The sequence below is a fragment of the Bacillus sp. CBEL-1 genome, assembly GCF_004348885.1.
GTDB lineage: Bacteria > Bacillota > Bacilli > Bacillales > Bacillaceae_H > Priestia > Priestia aryabhattai_A.
In genome coordinates this window covers 107222-132226 of record NZ_SBIM01000006.1, presented here as the reverse complement: position 1 = coordinate 132226, position 25005 = coordinate 107222, and the positions used below count along the sequence as shown (strand labels likewise).

Sequence of the window (25005 nt, the reverse complement as noted above, 5' to 3'; positions counted from 1 at the left end):
GATTTTATGCAAAATAGAGGAATGAAAAAATGGCGACCATTTGCAACAATGCCAGAGCAATATATAGGTATACAAAACATAATTAATAAACAATTAGAAGTTTCACAGCCAGTTTTAGCCGAAGATCAAATAGAGCACATGAACTTTACTTTAATTGAAGCATTACATGCAAATCGAAAAGTTTATCTTACATACTACAAGCAAGGGCATTATATAACGGAAACAGGATTCATTCAGTTTGTCGATTCATTGAGGGCCCTTTTTGTTTTTATTGACGATGCATTAGAAGCCAAACGTAAAATGAGATTAAGTGAGCTGATTGATGTACGGTTTGTGTGAAGCACGGTCACTTAACAACCTCATATTTTGTAAAGTAACAGTGACTATTTTAGTTTGTAATCAGAAAAAATAGTGAAAAAATTTTCAAAATACATAGTATAATTTACTTAACAAAAGTCATAGGGGGTAATGATTGTGATCAAAATGCTGAAAGAAGTAAACGGTGAGCTCCTTTATTGGGAAGTCTGGGAAGATGAGAAAACGTTATTGATTCACTATGGACGAGTTGGAGATGCAGGCGATACTCAAGAAAAGAAACTATCGCGACTTCACAATGCAGAAAAGTTAATGGAAGGCCTAGCAGAAGCAAAAGTTGATGAAGGCTATGATTACATAGATGAAGATGAGCTTATCGAGCTGGTTGTACAGTATAGCTATGAAGATGGGGAAATGGAAGAAGTACTTGATAAGAGACATCACGTTGAGGATTTAATGAATGAATGCTTAGGGTGGACAGGTAATGGCTTCTGCGATGGTGGAGACATTGGAAGTGGCACAGCGAATATTGTAAACTATGTGATTGACCCCGAGAAAGCCACTCAAACTATTATCCAAGACCTTGAAAAGAACAACGTGCTTGAAGGCGCAAAGATTGCCTATTTAGATGATGACAGCGATGAATACGTAGCGCTTTATCCAGAAGGAGCAGAGTTTGAATTAATTTAACATCGTTATTGATAAAAGGCATTTTGTTACTCCTTACATAAATAAATTTAGAAGAGTAGTAGTTACTCTTCTTTTTCTAGTTTTATCAAAAAGGACTTTCTATGAACATACTGAACTACTAAATAAGACAATTTATTAAAAAGAGGAGCATTATATGGCGAAATCAAAGCCAATTTATGTGGAAATAGTAATTGATTGTGAAATGGAGAAGCTTTGGGAATATACGCAAAAACCTGAGCTACACCAGCAGTGGGATTTGCGATTTTCAAATATTGAATATTTACCGAAAGAAAAAGAAGAAGCGCCTCAGCAGTTTCTGTACCAAACGAATATTGGGTTTGGAATTAGCATAAAAGGAACGGGAGAGAGCGTAAAAACGATTGAAAAAGATGACGAGCGCATTTCCTCACTAAAATTTTGGGCAGACCACCCAATTTCGCTAATTAAAGAAGGTAGTGGCTACTGGAAGTATATAAAAACTGATCGAGGCATCCAGTTTTTAACTCAGTATGACTATAAGACTCGCTTTAGTTTTTTGGGCAGAGTGCTAGATGTCCTTTTTAAACCGCTGATGGGTTGGGCGACAGCTTGGAGTTTTGACTGTCTACGGTTATGGATTGAAAAGGAAATTCCACCGCGTATTTCGATAATGAAAACCCTGTTTCAAATCATTTTAAGTGGTATCCTTGCTTTTATCTGGATTTACCAAGGGCTTGTTCCTAAAGTTTTATATCAAGAAGCAGGCGAGCTGGCGTTATTAAAAGGAACAGGTTTACTTCAAGGAAAAGAAGAACTTTTTTTATACGGACTAGGAGCTGGACAAATTACCTTCGGCTTGCTTTTTTTAATATTTAGCCGAAGCAAATGGCTTCATTTGATAAATATTGTCGCGTTAATTAGCTTAGGTGTTGGCGCAGTAATGAGTGGAGGTAGTATCTTTGCAGCACCTTTCAATCCAGCCACCTTAACGCTTGCAATGATTGGCTACTCAGCAATGGCGCTTTTGAACTTACGCGATTTACCAAGCGCGTCAAGTTGCAAAAGAAAACGAACGACAAAAAGGGGAAAACAATGATTTCAATTTATGAACGAGCACTTGGAGAAGCTTACAGTCGGCTTCACCCAGAACTTCAGAAGAAATTTGGCTTAACGAGCGAGGCTAGAACATCTATTATCTGTACTGGAGTGATGGAAGAAATATGGGGCGGAAAAGTTTATATGAAACCTTTTCTTCATCTAGGTGCACAGAAGAACATTACATTTTCAGAAAGAGGGAGAAATATCCCATTTACGTTAGAGAATTACGCGTATCGAAACGCACAAGGTCAGGAGTGCATGGCTTGGATTCGGAAATTTCAATTTGACCCAGTACGCAATTTTGATGCCACAATGATCTATAGTTCGAAGAAGAAAGGAATTGTAGATTATCTAGGTATCGACCAAGACTTTGTCACGGATATTGATATTTCCGTGTTGGAAAACGGCGGGATTCGTTTACTTTCAGGACCGCTTACGTTTTCGAAAAAAGGTTTAAATCTAAAGATACCGGCCGTTTTTTCAGGTACAGCGGAAGCAATTGAGTGGTATGACGAAGAAAACGAGTGCTTTCACATTCATGTGGCAGTAACGAACGGAAGCTTTGGCACAGTATTTGGCTATAAAGGAACGTTCACGATTGAGTACGTGACTTGTGAAGATCCTCCCGCCTACGCAAAACCAAGGCGTGAAGCAGTAGTAACAGCGGTTTAGGAGGAAAGCTGAGTTATGAGAAAGTTCACATCCATACAAGCACTTATCGGATTTATTATGTGGCTAAGTTTCTTTCTAGCTCTTGAAGTTAATCAAATTGAGCGGCTTTTACTATTTGCCATGCTCGTCATTGTACCGCTTATCTTAAACGTTATTGAAACAAGAAATCGCAACGGCGATACGTTTAAAACGTACATATTCAGCGTATATCTATATCCAATAGCCGCCCTGTTAGCTTGTTTGTCATTCTTTTTTTCCACAGGAATAACAGCAGGGTTATTATCGCTTGGTTGGTTAATATGGACAGCAATGGTGTTTTTATATGGTGCATCAAGGCTTTTGGCAAGAGGCCTTTATTTAATTGAAGAAGTAAGTATTGATATTGGGTTAATGTATCTCCTGCTTGGAGGAGCTTGGTTTTCAACGTTTCAATTTGGCATCGACGTGATGTCATTTGGACCAACAATTACGCTATTGACCGCTATCCACTTTCACTTTTCGGCTCTGATTACGCCAATCTTTATAGGTTTTGTTGGAAGGTTACTGAGGCAACGAGGTGAGAAACTACCAGTTATGTATCACATAGCAGCAATTGGTATTATGGTAAGCTCGATGGGTATTGCGGTTGGCATTACGTTTTCTCGATTGGTTGAATTCGTGTTTGTTGTAGTGTTTGTCATTTGTCTGTGGCTATATGCCTATTTTACAGTAGTAAGGATACGAACCTTAACCAAAAGCACAATTGCGTATGTTTTTCTTGTCTTATCATCGGGGACACTTTTGTTGACCATGCTACTGGCAGGGTATTATGGCTTATCACGCGTACTACACGTCGAGCTCATTTCAATTCCAAATATGGTGTCGCTTCATGGGATTGGGAATGCATTTGGATTTGTCTTTCTAGGGGTCATCGGCTGGTCTTTTATTCGTCCAAGTATGGTATTCAACCCATACGCAATGCCTACTAGCAATCTTTTTGGAAGGTGGAAAATTGGCGCTGATTTCTTTCAGCAGTACGAATCAAAAGATAGAAAGCATAACCACTATGAAGGGCTAGTAGATAACTTAGGTGAATTTCAGCAAAGAGGTTTCAATGCTCAGTCTGTTCATCCTACTGTTCGACATTTTTATGAACAAACTCTTGAATATGAGCTTCATTCTAAAACATATTGGCATAAAGGATTTGGTTTTCTATCCAGAATCTATAAGCAATTTAGCTCAAGTATTGAGCAAATTAACCTACCGCTTAATCATGAAACGGAAGAGCTAGTTGTGGATAGCAGAATTGTTGGAATTAGCAGTAAGCAAGATGGAAGGCAGAAAGTTCGAGCTTGGATTCGAACATCAAGAGAAACGAATAAAGCTGTTTTTGTCGCTGCGTATTCATCCCATGAATATCAGGAGAAAAAGTACTTAAATATTGCGCTTCCTCTACCGTCTGGCCAAATGACCGGCGTGCTGCGCTTTGAAAATCCACAGGATAAGCAGAGAGAAAGAGGCTTTATTTTAACTAGTCTAAAACAGTCAGCTGATAAAGGTGATGAAGGGATTTACTACGTAACAAAGTGGTTTACAATTCGCTTACCAATAAATGAGCATTTTACAGTATGGCCAGAGACAGGCTTACATCAAATCAAAGCTAGTCATAAAATGTGGATTTTTGGAATTCCGTTTCTTTCAATTGATTACACCATTAAAAAGCGTGAAGGTCTAGCATAAACCTTCACGCTTTTTTATTTGATCAACCAATCGCCATAATACTCGTACCATAAGTTATCTGCTATAGCTATAATAACAAAAACGATAAAAAAAGCAGTAACTATTAACAACACCTTAGTACTCGTTTTCTTTTGGTACTTGTCAAACAGCTTGCTCGCCAAATTAAATAATAGGAAAAAGATAATTACTTTAATGATAATAGCAACGATAAGAGTTAGCGAAATGGAACCTTTAAGATAATCTTCAAGTACGAGATCCTGTACGAAATAAAGGAACCAACTTAAAATAAAAAGTCCTAAAAACGTAAACCAGCGCATAGAAGCTCCTTTAAAATTAATTTATATTGATTTTACCATCAATGAAAAATAATGGTATTACTTATTGTTCAAGCGGGTAAGTTAACTGTATATTATTACGTTAAAGGCCGGTGAAAACCTCTTGAATAGTATTTGGGTTTCGATTGTTATTGTTTTAATCCTTATTGTCGCAAATGGACTCTTTGCGATGACCGAAATTGCAATTGTAACGTCTAAAAAGAATCGACTTGAAAAATTAAAAGAACAAGGTGACCGCAGAGCTGCATATGCATTAAAGCTTGCTGAGGATCCAAACCAGCTGTTATCAACCATTCAAATTGGAATTACGTTAATTGGTGTAATAACAGGGGCATTTGGAGGAGCCACAATTGCCCGGCAGCTATCAGGCTATGTAGACCAAATTGATGCTTTGGCTGCGTTTAGCTATCAGTTAAGCTTTATCATTGTGGTAGGTCTGTCTACATACTTGTCGTTAATTATTGGGGAACTGGTCCCAAAGCGAATTGGATTAAACAATCCAGAAAAAACGGCATCGATTGTGGCAAAGCCAATGTATTACTTCTCAAAAATTGGTAAACCTCTTATCTTTATCTTAAGTAAATCAACAGAGTTTGTACTAAAAGTGCTGAGAGTAAAGCCAAATGATGAGCCAGATGTAACGGAAGAAGAGATTACTCAGCTGATTGAACAAGGCGTATATAGCGGAGTTGTTGAATCCATTGAACAAGATCTTGTGGAACAAATCTTTTACTTAGGAGATAAGCGATTAGGCGATATTTTAACACCACGCCCTCAGCTCGTATGGCTTGATTTAGAAGATCCATTAGAGGAAAACATTAGGATTATGAAAGAAAATTCATATTCTAGGTTTCCTGTAGGAGAGGGAACGCTTGATGATTTTAAAGGAATTGTTCATGCGAAAGACATGTTTGCAAAGCTAGTGTCTGATGAACACTTTGACTTGACAGAATGTATACGTCAAACAATCATTCTTCCTGAATCAATGAAAGCTTTTCAAGCGATGGAAATGTTGAAAAAATCCGCACACCACGAAGCAATTGTAATCGATGAATATGGCGGGGTGGAAGGATTAGTTACTCTTCACGACGTGTTTGAACATATTATTGGTGAGATGCCAGAAGAGCACGAAACAGAGCTTCAAATCGTCCAGCGTAACGAAAATTCTTGGCTTGCAGATGGGCTGATACCAATCGACACATTTGTCAGGTACTTCGACCTTGAAGGTGTCGAAAACCTAACGAGCAATAAAAATTTTCATACTCTTGGTGGTTTTATCACCAGCCAAAAGGGAGAAATTCCTAAAGTAAAAGATGAAGTTCGCGTAGGGGATTTGTTATTGGAAGTGGTTGATATGGATCAGTTTCGTGTAGACAAGGTGATGGTTTCAAGAGTTGAAGAAAGTTCATTAGGCGAAATGTAGCAATGGTATATAAAATAGTATGAAAAGCAGCCCATATTATACAAATATGGGCTGCTTATTTTTATTAGCATAGGAAAAAAGCAGATGAATGAACAAAAGCCTTTTGTGATTTAACAATAATAAAATCATGAATAAGATAAAATATTTATTGAAAAACAATAAATTTTGAGTTACTATCATATTGTAAATAATAAATTAAGTGAGGTGCTTTATATGAAACAAGGATTATCAACACTATTTTTAAAGGTAGCTGTGATTTTGATTGGAATACCTGTTCTCCTCTTATGTATATTTTTAGTTCCAGAGTTGGCTGGTGTTACTGAAAAATTACTTCCTGAATTTGCGTATATGAAGTATTTCGTTTCCGTTGCGTTTTATGCTTCAGCCATACCTTTTTATTTTGCTTTATATCAAGCTTTCAAGCTTTTACGCTATATTGACAAAAATAAGGCTTTCTCTGAATTATCTGTAGAAGCATTAAAGAAAATTAAATATTGTGCCGTTGCGGTTAGTATGCTACATCTTTTTGTGTTACCATTTTTCTATCTCTTTGCGGAAAAGGACGATGCTCCGGGAGTCATTTTGGTCGGCTTAATTGTTCCATTTGCTTCCATTGTTATTTCTGTGTTCGCCGCGGTTCTTCAAAGGATTTTAAAAGAAGCAATCAATATCAAATCAGAAAACGATTTAACAATTTGAGGTGAAGAATATGGCTATTATTATTAATATCGATGTGATGTTAGCCAAGCGGAAAATGAGCGTAACTGAACTGTCAGAGAAGGTAGGAATTACAATGGCAAACCTTTCTATTTTAAAGAATGGTAAAGCCAAAGCGGTACGTTTCTCAACGTTAGAAGCTATATGTAAAGCTTTAGACTGTCAGCCAGGTGATATCCTAGAGTATCAAAATGATGAGGATATGTTAGACACATAGAAAATAATTATTTTTGTGAGCCCGCCATCTTGTTTAGTCGAAACGGTAAAGGTTTGTTCTTTTTGATGAATGAAACGCTCACTTAACGCATATTGATTCTAAAAGGTTGTTAATTCCAAGTAAAAAGGTAATTGTATCAAACAGGTCTTTTTGCTATGATAATAGTATCTAATAAGAAATGGGGGTTTTTCTGTTGACAGCATCAATGAGATTACGTTTACCAATGTTCATTCGCTAATTGAATAATTGGAAGCTCTGCCTGCGCTCAGAGCAACGGAATTGGTCTGTCTATTTTTAAGAAAACCCTATATTTTACGGTTATTTTAAGAAGAGAGGAGAATATTCCTCTCTTTTTTGTTGTCTCAAAATAGGAGTGCATGGACGGAGTTAGTAGGTAAATGAGATAAAAATTGAATAGAAATGAGCTGTTAAATATGAATAGTGCAGAAAACCATTTACAAGAGAACTGGTTAAAGAATATTATTCTTTTTCTTAGTAGCCAGACAATTTCACTGTTTGGATCGTCCCTTGTGCAGTATGCTATCATGTGGCACATTACGTTAACCACACAGTCGGGCTTCATGATGACGTTGTATATTATCTGTGGATTTATTCCGACCTTTATTTTATCGCCCGTTGCTGGGGTTTGGGCGGATCGCTACAATCGAAAAGTCCTCATTATGCTCGCGGACGGTTTAATTGCCACTGCAACACTTGTTCTAGCAATTCTCTTTTTAATGGGATTTGATAGTATTTGGCTTCTGTTTGTGATGGCAGCAGTCCGTGCATTTGGAGCAGGGATTCAAACACCTGCTGTTGGGGCCATTTTGCCACAAATTGTGCCAAAAGATAAGCTGACCAAAGTAAACGGAGCAAATGGAAGTATCCAGGCAATCATTATGTTTATATCACCAATGATTAGCGCTGCTTTACTTACTACAATGTCGCTTGAGGTTATTTTTTTCATTGATGTAGTTACAGCAGCACTTGCTATCTTGACGCTGCTTACTTTCGTGAAAGTTTCTGTGCATAAAAAAGCTGTTGGGAAACAGGAAGTAAGCTATTTCAGTGATTTTAAACAAGGAATTCGCTACGTGAATAATCATGCTTTCTTAAAGCAATTTTTCTTATTCTTTGCGGTGTTCTTTGTACTAATGGCACCAGCTGCATTTTTAACTCCGCTTCAGGTTACGCGAAGCTTTGGTGATGATGTGTGGCGACTGACTGCAATCGAAATTGCATTTTCAGTTGGAATGATGATAGGTGGAGGGGTTATTGCAGCTTGGGGTGGCTTCCAAAATCGTATTAAAACGTTGGGCCTAGCAAGCATAATCATGGGCGTTTGTACGTTAGCCCTCGGTTTAGTTCCTATCTTTTGGCTGTATTTAGGATTTATGGGCCTTTTTGGAGTCGCTATGCCTATTTTTAATACGCCAGCTACCGTATTATTGCAAGAAAAGGTAGAAGAAGAGTATTTAGGGCGTGTATTTGGGGTGATGGGCATGATTTCTACTTCTATGATGCCGCTTGGAATGCTGGTTTTTGGACCTCTTGCAGACTTTGTTAGCGTAGAATGGCTTTTAGTTGGAACAGGTATCTTTATCGTTGTTCTTGCAATTTTCTTAGGGCAAAATAAAGTGCTAATTGAATCTGAAAAAAATACGCTCAATGCTTAATAGTGAGAGAATAGAAGGTAAACAGCAAAAACGAGATCATTTTATATGATCTCGTTTTTCTTCTTTTATTGGTTTAAGATAAGGAACTGTGCGAACAGATGCCCTGTGAATGTTTGTTTTTGTGCTTTGCTCCTCACCATGTACTATTCAGCTTGAAACCTTTGATACTTTAAAATGCGCAGGTGCGGTTATTCTCTCTTCTGCATGTCCATGGCGCTCTTGAACAAATAAAAGAGCGATACATCCGATGATACTAGGAACGGCAAAAGCCATAAATGCTTGCTGAGGAGCTAAGCTGGTTGTTAATAAGAAGCCGATAATTACAGGAGCTAAAATAGAACCTACTCGCCCAATGCCTACTGTTACACTTAACCCGGTTGTGCGAATTTCCGGTGGGTAGAACCCTGAAACATAAGGATTTACTAAGTTTTGAGTTCCAGCTGTACACGCACCGCTAATCGCAATTAACACGTATAATAAAAGCTGCTGAGATGTGAGGCTTAGCGCAACAAAACAAAGTGAACCGAGTAAAAACATGTATAAAAGAACTTTTCGGTGACCGATGCGATCAACGAAATACCCGCCTAATAAAGAACCTCCGATTTGACCTATTCCTAAAACAAGGCTGAAGGACAAGCTTGATGTAATACCATAACCGGAGCCTTGCATAATTTTAGGTAGCCATGTGTTTAGGCCGTAAATCATAAGGAGGCAGCTCGAGACAATAAGCCAAAAACATACTGTGCTAACACCTCGTTTGTCAGAAAAAAGCTTTTTAACAGGAACTCCTTTTGCTTTTTCTTTCACGGTTTCATATTCAAAATCATCGGTAGATTGATAATTTCCTCTAGGGCTAACTCTATTAAGAATGTTCGCAATTTTATCACCCTGGTTTCGCAGAATGTAAAATGATAGCGATTCTGGAAACTGCTTCAAAAATAGTGGTAGGGTGAGCAGCGGGATAATCCCTAGCCAATATAAAAAACGCCATCCTAAGCTTTCCATTAAGTACATCCCAATAAGTGAAGCTAGTATTGCTCCAATTGAGTAGCCGCAGTACATGGTAGCAACGGTGAGAGCACGATTTTTTTTAGGTGAGTATTCAGTCATAACTGCAATGACAGCTGGCATTAGGCCACCCATTCCTAGCGCTGCGATGAACCTCATAATGGTAAAGGTAAGTGGGTTTGGTGCAAGCCCTGCTAAAAGAGAAAAAATGCTGAATATAGCCATGCAAATCGCTAAAATCTTTTTTCGACCAATTACGTCTGCCAGAGAGCCGAGTAGGAAAGAACCAAGCATCATACCCACAAGCGTATAGCTGCCAATCGCTCCTGCTTCTACGACGCTTAGTCCGTAATCCTTCATCATAAGTGGTAAACCTATTCCGTAAAGTGCAATATCAAAGCCGTCAAACGCAATGGCATAAAAGCACCATAGAAACACGAGTAAGTGAAACTTATTAAATGTACTTTCAGCAATAACTTGAGAAGTTTGAACAACGCGCATGAAATTCCTCCTGAAATTTTTTTCGTTTAAGTTGCTTTTAAATATCCTTAGAAAACCCAACAATTTATTTTATTGTATGTATCCTACCATGACTAAAGAGGTATAGTGTAACTGATAAAACGCATCAATTGATATAGCCAAAAGATATAACAAATAAAAAACGACTATCGATTTGAACTTTTAACCATTTGAAGTTAAAATACAAACGGATATTATACAGAAAATTTCAAACAAAAAGGAGTCGCATTTATTTAATTATGAAATTACAGCAGCTCAAATATGTTATTGAAGTTGTGAGGTGTGGGTCGATTAATGAAGCAGCTCGCAGGCTCTACATCTCACAGCCAAGCTTGTCAAAAGCAATAAAAGAGTTAGAAAAAGAAGTTGGAATTACAATTTTCACCCGTACTTCAACGGGTATTGCCCTTTCCTCAGACGGAGCTGAGTTTCTAGGGTATGCAAGGCAGGTTGTTGAACAAGCAGAGTTGTTAGAACACAGATACTTAAATGCAGCGCCTTCTCCACAGCTGCTTTCCATTTCCACTCAGCACTATGCGTTTGCCGTCAATGCGTTTGTGGATATGATTAAAAAGTACGGGCAAGACAAATACCAGTTTACCATGAGAGAAACGAGAACCTATGAAATCATTGAAGACGTAAAGAGCTTAAAAAGCGAAATTGGCATTTTATACGTTAGCTCGTTTAATGAAAAAGTAATGCTGCAGCTTTTGAAAGAACAAGGGTTGGAGTTTCATGAGCTGTTTCAAGCTACTCCTCATATCTTTGTGAGTGTCCAAAATCAGCTTGCTAAAAAGAAATCCGTGACGCTTAAAGATTTAGAAGAATACCCACGGTTGAGCTTTGAGCAAGGAGAATTTAACTCGTTTTACTATGCTGAAGAAATTTTCAGCACGATTCCAAGTAAACAAAGCATTCAAGTCAGTGACCGAGCAACGTTATTTAATTTGCTTATTGGCTTAAACGGCTACACCATTTCAACAGGTATTGTAAGTGAAGATTTAAATGGATCAAATATTGTATCGGTACCGCTTGATGAAGGTGAGTTCATTAGAGTAGGATGGGTTGTTCACAACAAAACTCAACTTAGTCGCATGGCTCGAATTTATTTAGAAGAGCTTCATAAAGTAATTGAAAAGTATCACCAAAAATGAACTAGAAGCGATTGGCTTCTAGTTTTTTTGTTTGTTTTCTTGTAAGAGGAAAGTTCAGCTAGGGTAACCGCGTTTGTTCTTAGTTTCTCATAAATTCCCTTTTTATAGTTCAATGATACTTGTAGAACTTTGTCGGTTTTTGGGGATTAATAACTAATCTTTAGAAAAACATTAAATCCTTAGAACTGTATTTCTCTTTCGCTCTATTCATAATTCTCAATCTAATATAAATTAAAAAAGCAGAAAATTAATGAAAGGTTGTAATTAAATGGATAGAATTACAAGAGTTGAAAAATTTTCTAAGCAAAAAGCAAAAGAGAGAAAGAAGCTTATCAAAATTGGTGGAACAGGGTTAGCCATTGTAACAACAATTACTGGATGCAGCGTCTCAAACGCGTTAAACAGCGAACAGACAGAGGCAACAGTCGCACAAGTACAAAAAAGTGCTCAAGATCAGAAGCCTAGCATGAACCCTAAAAAGGTAGTAAACCTGCCAGAAAAGGAGATACCATTTTCTTATAATCAAGCAAACCAACCACTAGAGCAAAGGGTAGTCCATTCTCCTAAGCCGGACGAGCAGGTGCTAGCACAAGAAATCACTGCCGCGTCTAGTGCAAAAGAACAAGATACAGTGAAAGAAGTCACAATTAAGCAAGATCCAGTGGAGCCTGCAGTAAAAGTAGTACCAGTACCGTTAAGCTATCAGGAACAAGAGCCTGTACCTTCGCCCGTAGAAGAAGAAATGAACGTACAAACACCCATACAAGAGTTACCAACAGAAGAGCTACAAACAGAATTTGAAGAGAGTATAGTGCCAGTTGAAGAGCCACCAATTCAAGAGGAAGCCGCTTTACAAGTAGAGAAAGAGCCAGCACCTGTTCAAAAAGTGGAGTCTAAAGAAGAAGAAGCTTTAGAAGAGGATCAAAGTGCTCCAATTCAGGAAGAGCAAGAATCCTTACAAGAAGAAAAAGTGGCGCCTGTGCAGCAAGAACAAAGTAATTCGTCAATACCTGTTGAAAATAACGTAAGGCAGGAGCAAATTTTAGAAGTTCTTGGAGTTGTAACTGGTTTAGTCGATGCTCATTGTATTGAACTTGACGTTCAAGGACAGATGAAAGCGTTTCATGTTAAAAGCGACATCGATTTACAAAACGAGATTCGCCAGTATGAAGCAGGAACAGCACTGGTTGTTCGTTATGTAGCAAGTCCAAATGGACAAAATCAAATTCGTGATATTGTAGAAGTTGTAAGTCCTGATACGGGCGATCAAACAGTATCTATTGAAGCTGATTATTTTGAAATGGTGAATTGGAATACGGTTCAAGTTTACGTAAACAATCAGCCAACAACGTTCAAGCTATCAGACTATTTGGCACATCATAAAGAGAAATTTGCTCCTGGTACAAAAGTGTTACTGACAGGAGTAAAAACCTCGCAAGGAACAATGATTGAAAGCATCAGTCCATTGTAAAATGTCTATTTGTATAACTAGAAGAATGCGTTAGCATTTGCCTATAGTAATAGATCATATATTCTTTACGGTTAATTCTATTTTCGTGTGGTAGCTAACTATCACACGAAAATAGAAGGCAAGATTACATCTATCTAAATGAACCACATTTTTATCCTCTCAAACTACTTATATTAAATTCCCATTTTTTATTTTTCTCTATGCTATCTAGCATCGTTTCGGTTAAAACAATACAATTTTCTTATCATTTTGCTGTTGCGTACCAAAATGGACTAGGCTATAATGACTTTATCGAAAGCGCTTTCGATAAAGTGGAGACAAGCATGTTTAATGTAAGAAATCCATGGACATAGCGATTTTTTATACCATTTTATATCTGAATTTTTAGAAAAATATAAAGCTTATTTTATCTCAATCACTAAGATTAACCAGAGAGTAGGGACCACATACGTAGAACTTTATAGGTAATAGAAATGTTAATTAAAATGTAAGCGATTACTATATTTTAATAGAAGAGAGGAAATCATAAATGGAAAGTCCTTCTTTAAAACGAAAGGTTTTCGGCTCCATATTATCAGCAGCGTTAATTAGTTATTTGTTTACCCCGGTTGGTCATGCCGAAGAGGAAGAACAAGCTAAAGGGCAAAAAGAAAAAAATAAGCCAATGTGGACTCAAGTGTGGGGAGACGAGTTTGACGATGGAAAGATTGATCCTACGAAATGGACGTTTGATTTAACAAACGGTGCTTCTGTGGGCATACCTGGGTGGGGGAACAATGAGCTCCAGTATTACACCAATCGTTCAAAAAATGTTCGAGAAGAAGGTGGTAATCTTGTCATTCAAGCTCATAAAGAAAGCTACCAAGGCTTTGACTACACATCTGCTCGTGTAAAGACGAAAGGGTTGTTCAGCAAGAAATACGGGAAGTTTGAAATCCGTGCTAGCGCCCCAACAGGTAAAGGCTATTGGCCTGCCGTTTGGATGCTTCCGGAGCATAATCGTTACGGAGGCTGGGCAGCTTCGGGTGAAATTGATATTATGGAAGGCTGGGGTAGCAGGCCAAATACTATTGCGGGCACCATTCACTATGGTCAGCAGTGGCCAAACAATACGTATAGCGGTGAAGAATACACATTTAAAGATGGAAGCACAATTGAAGATTTCCACACATATGCCGTTGAATGGGAGCCTGGTGAAATCCGATGGTACGTGGACGGTGAGCTCTATAGCGTGCAAAACGATTGGTACAGTCAAAGTGATGGACAGCCAGATACCAATGCTTATCCAGCGCCGTTTGACGAAGAATTTCATCTCATTATGAATCTAGCAGTTGGTGGGAATTTTGATGGGAATCCAACGGCAGAGACCCAGTTCCCAAAAGAAATGAAAATTGACTATGTAAGAGTCTATGAGTTAACGGGCAGAGAGTACCGTGAGCCAACTCCTCCAGTCATTCCAAAAGAAGAATATTTGTCAGGTGCTAAGCTTCCTCAAGCAGACGGAAACTTAGTTTATAACAATCAGTTTACAGAAACAAAAGCAGGTGACCCTGGCATGGGAATTGAAGGTACTGCTAACTGGTCCCTTCATAAAGAGCCGGATGGAGATGCAGTTTTATCAGTAGAAGAATTAAACAATAGCCGCTTTTTAAAGGTAAATATACTTCGTCCTGGAGGTCAGCTTTACTCGGTGCAGCCTCAGTCTATTGTGTCACTAGCGAAAGGCCGCTTTTATAAGCTAACGTTTGATGCTAAAACGGAAGTAGCTAGAAGCATGAAGGTACAAGTAACAGGAGGAGCATCAGTTGGATACGCAGGATATTCACCAGCTTTAAATGCTCAGCTGACAAACCAAGTACAAAGCTATGAAGTTTTGTTCCAAATGAAAAAAGAATCCGATAATGCAGCGCGCGTTGAGTTTAATCTTGGAACAAACGACCAGCCTGTATGGATTGGAAACGCAAAGCTTGTAGAGGTTGAAGGAATTCCGTTTAATGACGATATTCCAAAGGTTCCTTTAAGTGATGGAAATCGAGTATACAACGGTACATTTAGCGTGGGAGAAGCAGATGGAATGAGCTATTGGCACGTTGTACAAGCGAGAAAAATAAACGCTTTAGCAACCGTTGACCCTAATGAACGCCAGCTTCATATTGATGTGAAAACAAGCAGCAAATATGCAGATGATTTGAAGTTACTTCAAAAAGGTATTTTCCTGAATGCAGGACAAGGGTATGAATTAAGCTTTGATGCAAGTATTCAACCAAAAGGTGATATGTTTGTTGCGCTGACAGACGAAGATGGAAACGTGTATGAGAAGCAGAAAGTAAAAGTATCTTCCAGAATACAGAAATATCACTTCGCTTTTAAAAATTTACAGCTACCTCATGACGATAAAAATGCTCAGCTTGTCTTTTACTTAGGAGATGTAAAAAAGAGTATAACAATTGACAACATTCATTTACGTTAAGAGGACTCTTCAATTAAAAGAAAGCCTAGGTATAAGCAGGCTTTCTTTTTTTTATTTAATGATGCTATAGTTAACGATAGATTGAAAAGGCATTCATGAGAATGAAGAGGTGGAGTGCATGAGGTTTTTAAATCATTCTTTAGCTCAAGAAATTGTAAATCGAACGAAGAATATTATTCATCGCAACATCAACGTGATGAATGAAAAAGGCGTAATTATCGGCTCAGGGGATCATCATCGAATTGATTCTATTCATGAAGGTGCTGTGCGAGTAATCGAAACACAAAAAGGCTTTGAAATTACGAGTTCTGATTTAACGCATTTTCAAGGAGTAAAAGCAGGAATTAATTTGCCCATTACCTTTCATGATAGGGTTGTTGGTGTGATTGGTATTACAGGTGAACCAGAGGAAGTGAGGAACTACGGTGAGCTTGTGAAAATGGCTGCTGAAATGATTCTACAGCAGGCAGTATTAATAGATGAAATTCAATGGGACGAGCGACTGAAAGAGGAATTAACGAGTCAATTGCTTCACGGCACGGAAACGTTAGATTCCTTTTACTTTGAACGAGTAGAGCGTTTAGGGATTCAGTTGGACCTCCCACGTATAGCAATAATCTTAAAAGCGGAAAATCATTCAAATGGCTATAAGTGGCTGCGAGGAAAGCTCGAAAACGATGACTTGTATGTTGTTCAACCAACTCATATTGTAGTGCTGAAAAGAATTGATATAACGAAGGAACAAGAAGACGGTGCTTTTAACAAAATCAAGAGCTGGATTCAACGTAATCAGCTAGAAGGCAAGATGGCAATTGGAAGGTTCTTGCCTTCAGTGGAAGGAATCGCTACATCTTATCAAGAAGCGCTCTATACGTTAGAAGTAGGTGAAAAATTACACCCTGATCAATCACTTTATCGCTATGAACATTATAAACTAGCTGTTTTTTTAGCTAAAGCGAAAGAATTTGGAGTAAAAGGCGAGTTAAGTCAATCACTTGAAGTGTTAAAAGACTATGACGAAAAAGGCGATTTGTTAGAAACTTTAAGCGTATATGTTGAAGAAAATGGTGATGTAAACAAAGCAGCAAGCAGGCTTTTTATCCACCGGAATACGCTGCGGTACCGATTGGAACGCATTTCGGAGCTAACAAATAAAGATCCCCGCAAACTCAGTGACTTGGTTGAGCTGTACGTAGCAATCCTACAGTATAAAATTCAATAAAGTTGTTCCGATGCACAAAAAGGCTTGCGAAAGACAGGCCTTTTTTTGGTTTCATGAACAATGTAGTTAGTTTAGAAAACGCTTACAATTAGTGTATAACATTCAAGGGGGAACGGGAAATGGATGCTACTATTGAAGTAAGCGCGTTAGGCGCAGTGGTTGCGCTTGTTGTTGCAATTGTATTGATCTTAAAGAAAGTATCTCCTGCCTATGGAATGATTGCCGGTGCTTTAATTGGTGGTCTAGTAGGAGGAGTGGATATAACGAATACCGTGGCGCTCATGATGGAAGGAGCGCAAGGAATTATTCCAGCAGTACTGAGAATATTAGCTGCAGGTATATTAGCAGGTGTGCTCATCGAATCAGGAGCAGCTGCTGTTATTGCAGAAACAATTGTAAAAAAACTAGGGGAAGCGAGAGCTTTGCTTGCGCTGGCGCTTGCAACAATGATTTTAACTACGGTTGGTGTATTTGTTGACGTAGCGGTTATTACGGTGGCACCAATTGCACTTGCAATTGCTCAAAAAGCCAAGCTGTCAAAACCAGCGATTTTATTAGCAATGATTGGAGGCGGGAAAGCTGGGAACATTATGTCGCCAAATCCCAATGCTATCGCAGCTTCAGATGCTTTTAATGTGCCGCTCACATCCATTATGGCAGCGGGCATTATCCCAGCAGCTTTTGGAATTTTTGTGACATATATCATTGCCAAAAAGCTTGTGAAAAAAGGGTCTTCTGTACAGCTTACCGAAATAGAAGTAAACAATGCAGATAAGCTACCAGCGTTTTTACCAGCTATTATAGCGCCGCTTGTGACGATTGTTTTACTATCACTGCGACCGCTGTTTGACATTAGTATTGATCCAATGATTGCGTTGCCGGCTGGAGGAATTGTCGGTGCGCTTGTGATGGGAAGAGGCAAAAAGCTAAATGACTATGCTGTTTCAGGATTAGGGAAAATGACGGGTGTGGCCATTATGCTTCTAGGAACGGGTACGCTTGCTGGAATCATCGCTAACTCAGGTTTGAAAGATGTATTGATTGAAGGATTAAGTGCGCTTGGTTTACCAGGCTACGTGCTGGCGCCAGCATCAGGAATTTTCATGTCTGCTGCAACGGCTTCAACAACTGCAGGCACAGCTGTGGCCAGCCAGGTGTTTAGCTCCACAATTTTAGAGATGGGCGTTTCAGCGCTTGCCGGAGCAGCTATGGTACACGCAGGTGCGACGGTTTTAGATCACTTACCGCACGGTAGCTTTTTCCACGCGACGGGGGGAAGCGTTCATATGGAAATTAAAGAACGCCTTAAGCTTATTCCATACGAATCAGCAGTTGGTTTAACGCTAGCCATTTTATCAACGCTCATTTACGGTGTGTTCAAGCTATTTAGCTAATATTAAAGTGTAGGGAGAGAGTGTAATGAAGATTGTCATTGCTCCGGATTCATTTAAAGAAAGCTTATCAGCTTTAGAAGTGGCTGAAGCAGTTGAAAAAGGTTTTAAACAAGTATTGCCACAAGCAAATTATGTGAAAATACCGATGGCTGATGGAGGAGAAGGAACGGTTCAGTCACTGGTTGACGCAACGGATGGAGAAATTATTTTAAAAAAGGTTACGGGTCCTTTAGGCGAACCGGTTGAAGCTTTCTTTGGCATTCTGGGAACGAAGAAGACGGCCGTCATTGAAATGGCAGCCGCATCAGGACTGCATCTCGTACCCCCTGCTAAGCGAAATCCGCTTATGACAACAACAAAAGGTACAGGTGAGCTCATTTCAGCAGCGCTAGATTACGGCGTAAACCATATTATTATCGGGATTGGTGGAAGTGCCACAAACGATGGAGGCGCTGGAATGGCCAAAGCGCTTGGTGCACAGTTACTAGATGCAGAAGGAAACGAAATTCTAGATGGTGGCGGAGCACTCGGAAACTTAGCTTTTATTAATCTAGCAACGTTAGATTCGCGTCTTCAGCACGTCAAAATTGAAGTAGCGTGTGATGTTGATAATCCTCTTACCGGAGAGCGAGGAGCATCTGCCATCTTCGGTCCACAAAAAGGAGCAACACCAGAGATGGTTGCGCTGTTAGATCAAAATTTAAGACATTACGCAGCCGTTCTTGAGCGAGATCTTGGTCAAAAGATTGATGACGTACCAGGAGCTGGTGCAGCAGGGGGATTAGGCGCAGGGCTGCTTGCTTTCTTACAAGCGGAATTAAAAAGGGGCGTCGACATCGTCATTGAGGCAACAAGTTTACTAGAAGCCGTGCGTGATGCTGATGTAGTCATCACGGGAGAAGGAAAAATTGATGGGCAAACCATTTACGGCAAAACTCCCATTGGCGTTGCCAAAGCGGCCAAAAAATATGGCGTTCCTGTCATTGGAATTGCTGGCAACGTTGGAGCTGACAGCCAGGTTGTTTATGAACATGGTATCGATGCATTATTTAGCATTGTGCCAGGAGTAACAACGCTGGAAAATGCTTTTGCGAATGCCAGCGAGTATGTGGAAAGAGCCGCAAAGAACGTGGCAGCTGTTTTTATAATTAATAAAAAAACCTGAATTTTAATCATTCAGGTTTTTTGCCTATTTGATTTATTGCCAAATAGCATACTATAAAAAAACTAGAAAGGCCAAAGCTAATCCAAATAGCCGTCAAATTAGAAACACCGTAAATAGGAATATTGCTAAATAATCCACCAGCTAGTGAACAATAGGGAAGGTATTTAGGAACTGTTTTTTTATAAAAGATAACCACCAGCATTGTCGGAATTGCAGCAGCATATATTTTACCGAAAAAGAAGATAATTGATACTAGAGTAGGAGATAACGCAATTGAAGTGAAAAATAAAGCTAGACAAAGTGCTCCTGCTGCTAAGTAAGTTTTCTTTAGCTGTTGTTTACTGTCCCAGTTAAAATAAACAGCAAGTATGTTTCGGACAATCATAATAGATGTGGCATGCAATTCTGCACCAGTAGTAGAAGCAATAATGCTAAAGCAGCAACCAATAAATAATATAATAAGAAAGGCAGAGTCCACTTTCTCGACTAATTGGTTAAGAATAGAGTTGACACCTTCAAAACCTTGATTATGTATGGTAATAAGAGTAATTGATGTGAATGCTAATGGAATAGCAGACCAAATGATTCCTGTCATAAAGAAGGAAGACCTAATCTTGGAAGGTTCAATAACGTAAATTCTTTGCCAAGTTGATCGGTCTATTAGTAATTGTCCAATTGATACAATGAGTCCAGTTAGTACAAATAACAAGATATAAGTATCTTTAAAATATAATAAGTATGGATGATAAAGAGTCAGGCCATCATAAACTGGATAAATACCTTCTTTAATAAAGAAATAAACAGGTATTAAAATAATAGCAGCGAAAACAATCGAAATGTGAATCGCCTTGAATTTATGTATTCGCTTCATACCACCTAATCCAAATAATACATAACAATATAGTAAAAATATAAGCAAACCTATATATGATGGGATCTTTAGCAGTAAATGTACTATGATTCCAATACTCAAAACTTGAATAAGAAGATAATCAAAGCTGGTAATAACTAAAACTAGCATCGCAAACCAGTATGACCTTCTATCTAATCTTTCATAAAGAATATCCCCAATGGTCAATGCGTTTGGGAAGCGCTTTTGTATAGAAGGAGCAATGAGTCCGAATAGAAATAAAGCGATTGCTCCCATAACGGCATAACCTATCCCTCCTAGTAATCCATATTTCACAAGCGTTTCGGGTGCTGATAAAATCGTATTGCTGTTAATCCATCTAGATAGCAAGGATACGACTCCATAAGCAAGTCCGAATTTAACAATACCTTGTATATAAACGGAATAACTTGAAGTATTCATTGCATTTTAACCTTCAACTTTGCTCTATATTCTGTTGGAGTACAGCCAAGCTGCTTTTTAAATAACGAACTGAAGTAATGTTGACTGCTAAACCCACATTCTTCTGCTATACATAAAATAGATTTTTCATCGTCTTGTATAAGCAATATTTCTGCTTGTTTGATTCTGAAGTTATTTAAGTATTCGGAAAAACCAATATTCATTTCATCATGGAATTTCCGACTAAGATATGTACTATTGACATGAATTTGTTGAGCAACACTAGACAATGAAAGTTTTGTAGCATATTGATTATGAATAATGGCTAATGTTTGATGAATAATATGTGATTGAATAGTTGAATACCTGTAAGGGTTTAATACTTTAATAAGTTCTTCCTCTATGATTGGTTTTGTAATATAATCTTTTGCACCTAATCTCAGCGAATCCTTTGCATAATCAAAAGATTGAAAAGCGGTTACCATAATAATATCGAGCTTATACTGTGTCTTAATTTCTCTACCAAGTTCAATGCCAGATTTTCCAGGCAGTTGAATATCTAGCAAGACGAGATTAACAGGGTAGTATTTTAAAATTTTCATAGCTTGAGAAGCATCTGCGGCTTTATGAATATTCCAGTATGAAAAATTTTCATTGATGATATATTCTAATTGCTCTAGTTCAAGTGGCTCGTCATCAACTAATAATATGTGCATTGAAACTCCTCCCTCATAGTGTAAAATGGTGTCTATCTTTTACTTTCGGCCATAGGACTTGAACACTAACACCTTGATTTTCAGCATATAAATGTATAAAGACGGTATCAAGAGGAAATAACATTTGTAATCTTTTCTCAATGTTTTCTAAGCCTAACCCTTCTTTTGACTCAGAATTTGTGCTTGAAGTAGCTACACTATTCCATACTTTTAAAAAAACTTGGTCTCTTTCTTCTTTCAGTGTAATAATTAGCTTTCCTGGGCCAGGATTCTTTTCAATACCATGTTTAAAAGCGTTTTCAACAAGTGTTTGTAATAAGAAAGGCGGAATTTGAAAAGGTAAACAATTCTCTTCAATATTCCAAACATATTCTACTCGATTTCTAAAACGTAAGTGTTGAATTGATAAATAGTACTGAGTATATGTAATTTCTTGTTCTAGTGAAATTAGAGGATCAACAGTTGTGTATTTAAGCTTGAAATATTTAGAGAGTATTTCAATAGAAGTAATAAGTTCCTCTTTCTTGTTTAAACGCGCAAGACTAAGAATCACATTGAGCGTATTAAAAAAGAAATGGGGTTGAATCTGCTGGTTCAATTGGTTATACTTTGCAAGCTGAAGCTCTTGCTTTAATAGTAGCTCTTTCTTTTCTTTCTGTAATTGATCTAGCCTTTTTTCAAAAATAAATAAAAATAGTAAACTAAAAGCCCCGATAATAGGGGCTAGTACTGATAGCATAATATAGAAAGAAAATGATTTTAATGTAAACATGTATAGGCTCCTGTAAGAAGAGATATCTTTATTTTAATAGAAAATGATTATTATGAAAATAGGTTTATACATAATGACATTTTGTTAAATGATTCTCTCCACCAATCATAGGAGGGGCAACTAATTTACATTGATCCGTTGCAGCTGGACACCTAGTATGAAATTTACATCCTTCAGGAGGATGTAATGGTGAAGGGATATCTCCTTTTAATAAAATTCGTTGTGCCCGTTTTTGAGCATTAGCGCTTGGTATAGCGGAAAGTAACGCTTTAGTATAGGGATGAGACGGGTTATGAAACAGCTCAGCTTTTGTAGCTATCTCAACAATCTCTCCTAAATACATAACAATCACGCGATCGGATATGTGTTTAACTACGCTTAAATCATGAGAAATAAATAAATAAGTAAGTTTGAGCTCTTTTTGTAAACTCTTTAATAAATTTAGAATTTGAGCTTGAATAGAAACATCTAAAGCTGAAACGGCTTCGTCACAAATAATTACTTTAGGATTTACAGCTAATGCGCGCGCAATGCCAATCCTCTGTCTTTGACCACCGCTAAACTCATGTGGCAGACGATCTAGAGAGGTTAATGGAAGCCCAACGTAATCTAATAGTTCTTTTAGTCTTTTTTCGTGTTGTTCGAATGGTACAACTTTTTGAATTATCATAGCTTCTGTCAAAATTTTTCTTACTGTTTGCCTAGGGTTTAAAGATGCAAAGGGATCTTGGAAAATAATTTGAAGTTCCCCGCGAATTTTTCGAAGTTCTTTCTTTGATAATGTGCTTAGATCAAGCCCTTTATAGTTAATGCTTCCAGCTGTCGGTTTATCAAGTTGAAGGATAGCTCTCCCGGTTGTAGATTTTCCACATCCTGACTCTCCTACAATACTCAATGTTTCCCCTTCAAATAATGAAAAACTAATATCATCAACAGCTTTAATTTGTTGAGGAGGCTTAAATGGCAATCCGTTTTTTAGTGTAAAATACTGTTTTAACCCGGTTACTTCTAATATTGCTTGCTTTTTGATAGGAGATGATACATTCATTTGATATCTACCTCACTTTTCTTTACATTATCTTGAAATAAGAAACATCTAATTTGGCTATTATCTTCTAAAGTGTATAGCGGAGGTTTCTGATTTTGACACTCTTGTGTTGCGAAATAGCAGCGAGGTGCAAAGCTGCAACCTTTTGGCAAGTTATAAGGTGAAGGAACAGTTCCAGGCATTGTTTCAAGCTCTACTTGTTCTTCTTCAAGTTTAGGCAAAGAGGCAATAAGTCCTTTAGTATAAGGATGTTTTGGATTGGAAAATAACTGCTCCGTATTACTATACTCAACGACTTTTCCTGCATACATCACAGCTACCTTGTCACACAGCTCTGCTACTACACCAAGGTCATGCGTAATAAAGATAATTCCCATCTTTAAATCTTTTTGGAGTTTTTTCATCAATTCTAAGATTTGAGCCTGAATAGTTACATCTAAAGCTGTAGTTGGCTCGTCCGCAATTAGAATTTCAGGGCTGCATGACAAAGCCATTGCAATCATTACACGTTGACGCATCCCACCGCTTAATTGAAAAGGCTCTTGTTTTGCCCGTTCAATAGGTGAGGGAATTCCTACTAGTTCAAGCATTTCAATTGCTTTTTTCCAGGCTTCTTTTCTTCCAAGCCGTTGATGTAGACGTAATGACTCAGCTATTTGTTCTCCGACAGGAATTACCGGGTTAAGAGAAGTCATAGGTTCTTGAAAGATCATTGAGATTTGATTGCCACGAACATGGCGAAGTTCTTCTTCAGACATTGTTAAAATATCTTTCCCTTTAAGCTTAATAGAACCTTCAACAATTTTTCCCGGTGGTGTAGGTACGAGGCGTAAAATGGAAAGGGAGGTCATGCTTTTTCCACACCCTGATTCCCCAACTATACCTAATGTTTCTCCTTCATGTAGAGTAAGGTCTATCCCATCGACGGCTTTTGTAATACCTTTTTTGGAAAAGAAATGTGTATGCAGGTTTTTAATTTCTAAGATAACGTTCTGTGTCATTTAGCTCACTCCTATTTCAAATCGATTCGCTTATTAAAGAAGCGATACGAGATATCGACTAACAGGTTTACAAATACGAATACTAAAGAAGCTACAAGAACGCCACCTTGTACTACAGGTAGGTCTCGGGTTCTTATTGCATCTACGATCATTCGACCAAGCCCATTAATAGCAAATACCGACTCAACTAAAACTGTCCCTCCCAACAAAGCTCCAAATTGTAGTCCGACTACGGTGATTACGGGAATGAGAGCATTACGTAAAGCATGCTTATAAATAATAACGGATCCTCTTAACCCTTTAGCGCGAGCGGTTCTTATATAATCTTGGCGTATGACTTCTAACATGCTAGACCTGGTCATTCTAGCTACAATTGCTGCTCCACCTAATCCCAGTGTTAAAGCTGGTAGTAGGATATGCAAAATGCTATCCCACCCTGAAACTGGTAGCAATTGAAGTTTAATGGAGAATACATAAATTAATAGCAGACCTAACCAAAAGCTAGGTAAAGAAATTCCTAATAAAGCAATTACCATAACTCCAATATCAGTTAAAGAATAAGGCTTGATAGCCGAGATAATACCTGCAGTCATTCCTAAAACAATTGTAATTACAATGCTATAGAAAGCTAATTCAATTGTAATTGGAAGCCTTGTCATAATCTCTTGAAGAACAGGTTGATTATTCTTTAAGGAATTGCCCATATCTCCTTGAAGCAAGCTGAGAATATAGTCGCTGTATTGTACATAAAGTGGTTTATCTAATCCAAGGTCGGTTCTCAGCTGCGCTACTGTTTCTTTGGAAGCTCCTTCTCCTGCTAAAATAACGGCTGGGTCACCAGGGACCATTTGCATAATTAAAAATACGACTAAGGTTACACCAAAGATAACAGGTATAACTTCTATGAGTCTCCGGAAAATATAGAAAATCATG

At 38.1% G+C, this 25005-nt stretch carries 23 protein-coding genes; 15 read left to right on the top strand and 8 right to left on the bottom strand.

What is annotated here, in order from left to right; translation table 11 throughout:
* Positions 1 to 6: 6 nt before the first annotated feature.
* The 5 genes from EPL02_RS05370 to EPL02_RS05350 all read left to right on the top strand — a co-directional run bounded on the left by EPL02_RS05370 (position 7) and on the right by EPL02_RS05350 (position 4473).
* Positions 7 to 339 (top strand): YolD-like family protein, encoded by a 333-nt coding sequence (locus tag EPL02_RS05370; protein WP_131887206.1) that lies wholly within the window; start codon positions 7 to 9, stop codon positions 337 to 339.
* 129 nt (positions 340 to 468) lie between these two features.
* Positions 469 to 1005 carry a WGR domain-containing protein gene (locus EPL02_RS05365; protein ID WP_311859623.1) on the top strand — a complete coding sequence of 179 codons (537 nt, stop codon included), beginning with the start codon at positions 469 to 471 and terminating at the stop codon, positions 1003 to 1005.
* 154 nt (positions 1006 to 1159) lie between these two features.
* Positions 1160 to 2080 (top strand): DoxX-like family protein, encoded by a 921-nt coding sequence (locus tag EPL02_RS05360; RefSeq protein WP_094911359.1) that lies wholly within the window; start codon positions 1160 to 1162, stop codon positions 2078 to 2080.
* A complete protein-coding gene (locus EPL02_RS05355; protein ID WP_094911360.1) occupies positions 2077 to 2754 on the top strand; it encodes a DUF4166 domain-containing protein in 678 nt (225 codons plus the stop codon). Before EPL02_RS05360 ends, EPL02_RS05355 begins: the two co-directional genes overlap by 4 nt.
* A gap of 15 nt (positions 2755 to 2769) precedes the next feature.
* Complete coding sequence (locus EPL02_RS05350; RefSeq protein ID WP_131887204.1) at positions 2770 to 4473, top strand: YndJ family protein; 1704 nt, start codon at positions 2770 to 2772, stop codon at positions 4471 to 4473.
* 14 nt (positions 4474 to 4487) lie between these two features.
* Here EPL02_RS05350 and EPL02_RS05345 read toward each other — a convergent pair whose 3' ends face one another.
* Positions 4488 to 4790: a hypothetical protein gene (locus EPL02_RS05345; protein WP_094911362.1), complete on the bottom strand. Its 303-nt coding sequence runs from the start codon at positions 4788 to 4790 to the stop codon at positions 4488 to 4490.
* A 121-nt stretch (positions 4791 to 4911) separates the two neighbouring features.
* Here EPL02_RS05345 and EPL02_RS05340 point away from each other — a divergent pair, with 121 nt between their 5' ends.
* The 4 genes from EPL02_RS05340 to EPL02_RS05325 all read left to right on the top strand — a co-directional run bounded on the left by EPL02_RS05340 (position 4912) and on the right by EPL02_RS05325 (position 8841).
* A complete protein-coding gene (locus EPL02_RS05340; protein ID WP_094911363.1) occupies positions 4912 to 6231 on the top strand; it encodes a hemolysin family protein in 1320 nt (439 codons plus the stop codon).
* A 213-nt stretch (positions 6232 to 6444) separates the two neighbouring features.
* Positions 6445 to 6930: a DUF2975 domain-containing protein gene (locus EPL02_RS05335; RefSeq protein WP_094911364.1), complete on the top strand. Its 486-nt coding sequence runs from the start codon at positions 6445 to 6447 to the stop codon at positions 6928 to 6930.
* Positions 6931 to 6940: 10 nt separating this feature from the next.
* A complete protein-coding gene (locus tag EPL02_RS05330; RefSeq protein WP_094911365.1) occupies positions 6941 to 7165 on the top strand; it encodes a helix-turn-helix domain-containing protein in 225 nt (74 codons plus the stop codon).
* A 434-nt stretch (positions 7166 to 7599) separates the two neighbouring features.
* Positions 7600 to 8841 carry an MFS transporter gene (locus EPL02_RS05325; RefSeq protein ID WP_094911366.1) on the top strand — a complete coding sequence of 414 codons (1242 nt, stop codon included), beginning with the start codon at positions 7600 to 7602 and terminating at the stop codon, positions 8839 to 8841.
* A 147-nt stretch (positions 8842 to 8988) separates the two neighbouring features.
* Here EPL02_RS05325 and EPL02_RS05320 read toward each other — a convergent pair whose 3' ends face one another.
* Positions 8989 to 10350, bottom strand: a complete 1362-nt coding sequence (locus EPL02_RS05320) for an MFS transporter (RefSeq protein WP_131887203.1) — start codon at positions 10348 to 10350, stop codon at positions 8989 to 8991.
* 257 nt (positions 10351 to 10607) lie between these two features.
* Here EPL02_RS05320 and EPL02_RS05315 point away from each other — a divergent pair, with 257 nt between their 5' ends.
* From EPL02_RS05315 to EPL02_RS05290, 6 genes are all read left to right on the top strand, one after another.
* A complete protein-coding gene (locus EPL02_RS05315) occupies positions 10608 to 11522 on the top strand; it encodes a LysR family transcriptional regulator (protein ID WP_131887202.1) in 915 nt (304 codons plus the stop codon).
* A gap of 268 nt (positions 11523 to 11790) precedes the next feature.
* Positions 11791 to 12993 (top strand): hypothetical protein, encoded by a 1203-nt coding sequence (locus EPL02_RS05310; RefSeq protein ID WP_131887201.1) that lies wholly within the window; start codon positions 11791 to 11793, stop codon positions 12991 to 12993.
* 529 nt (positions 12994 to 13522) lie between these two features.
* A complete protein-coding gene (locus EPL02_RS05305; protein ID WP_076512872.1) occupies positions 13523 to 15463 on the top strand; it encodes a family 16 glycosylhydrolase in 1941 nt (646 codons plus the stop codon).
* Between the two features lie 118 nt (positions 15464 to 15581).
* Positions 15582 to 16685 (top strand): sugar diacid recognition domain-containing protein, encoded by a 1104-nt coding sequence (locus EPL02_RS05300; protein WP_094911370.1) that lies wholly within the window; start codon positions 15582 to 15584, stop codon positions 16683 to 16685.
* 119 nt (positions 16686 to 16804) lie between these two features.
* Positions 16805 to 18079, top strand: a complete 1275-nt coding sequence (locus tag EPL02_RS05295; RefSeq protein ID WP_131887200.1) for a GntP family permease — start codon at positions 16805 to 16807, stop codon at positions 18077 to 18079.
* 25 nt (positions 18080 to 18104) lie between these two features.
* Positions 18105 to 19244 carry a glycerate kinase gene (locus EPL02_RS05290; protein ID WP_094911372.1) on the top strand — a complete coding sequence of 380 codons (1140 nt, stop codon included), beginning with the start codon at positions 18105 to 18107 and terminating at the stop codon, positions 19242 to 19244.
* Between the two features lie 7 nt (positions 19245 to 19251).
* Here EPL02_RS05290 and EPL02_RS05285 read toward each other — a convergent pair whose 3' ends face one another.
* The 6 genes from EPL02_RS05285 to nikB form a co-directional block, all read right to left on the bottom strand.
* The gene (locus EPL02_RS05285; protein WP_094911373.1) at positions 19252 to 20556 is read right to left on the bottom strand and encodes an SLC5/6 family protein; all 1305 of its coding nucleotides are present in this window, start codon (positions 20554 to 20556) and stop codon (positions 19252 to 19254) included.
* Positions 20553 to 21251 carry a response regulator transcription factor gene (locus tag EPL02_RS05280; protein WP_094911374.1) on the bottom strand — a complete coding sequence of 233 codons (699 nt, stop codon included), beginning with the start codon at positions 21249 to 21251 and terminating at the stop codon, positions 20553 to 20555. The genes EPL02_RS05285 and EPL02_RS05280 overlap by 4 nt, the downstream gene beginning before the upstream one ends.
* A gap of 13 nt (positions 21252 to 21264) precedes the next feature.
* Positions 21265 to 22023: a sensor histidine kinase gene (locus EPL02_RS05275; RefSeq protein WP_131887199.1), complete on the bottom strand. Its 759-nt coding sequence runs from the start codon at positions 22021 to 22023 to the stop codon at positions 21265 to 21267.
* A gap of 64 nt (positions 22024 to 22087) precedes the next feature.
* Positions 22088 to 23071, bottom strand: coding sequence for an ABC transporter ATP-binding protein (locus tag EPL02_RS05270; protein ID WP_131887198.1), 984 nt, complete (start codon positions 23069 to 23071; stop codon positions 22088 to 22090).
* Positions 23068 to 24072 carry an ABC transporter ATP-binding protein gene (locus EPL02_RS05265; protein ID WP_131887197.1) on the bottom strand — a complete coding sequence of 335 codons (1005 nt, stop codon included), beginning with the start codon at positions 24070 to 24072 and terminating at the stop codon, positions 23068 to 23070. The genes EPL02_RS05270 and EPL02_RS05265 overlap by 4 nt, the downstream gene beginning before the upstream one ends.
* Positions 24073 to 24083: 11 nt before the next feature.
* Positions 24084 to 25004 (bottom strand): nickel ABC transporter permease, encoded by a 921-nt coding sequence (nikB, locus tag EPL02_RS05260; RefSeq protein ID WP_094911378.1) that lies wholly within the window; start codon positions 25002 to 25004, stop codon positions 24084 to 24086.
* Position 25005: the final 1 nt, after the last annotated feature.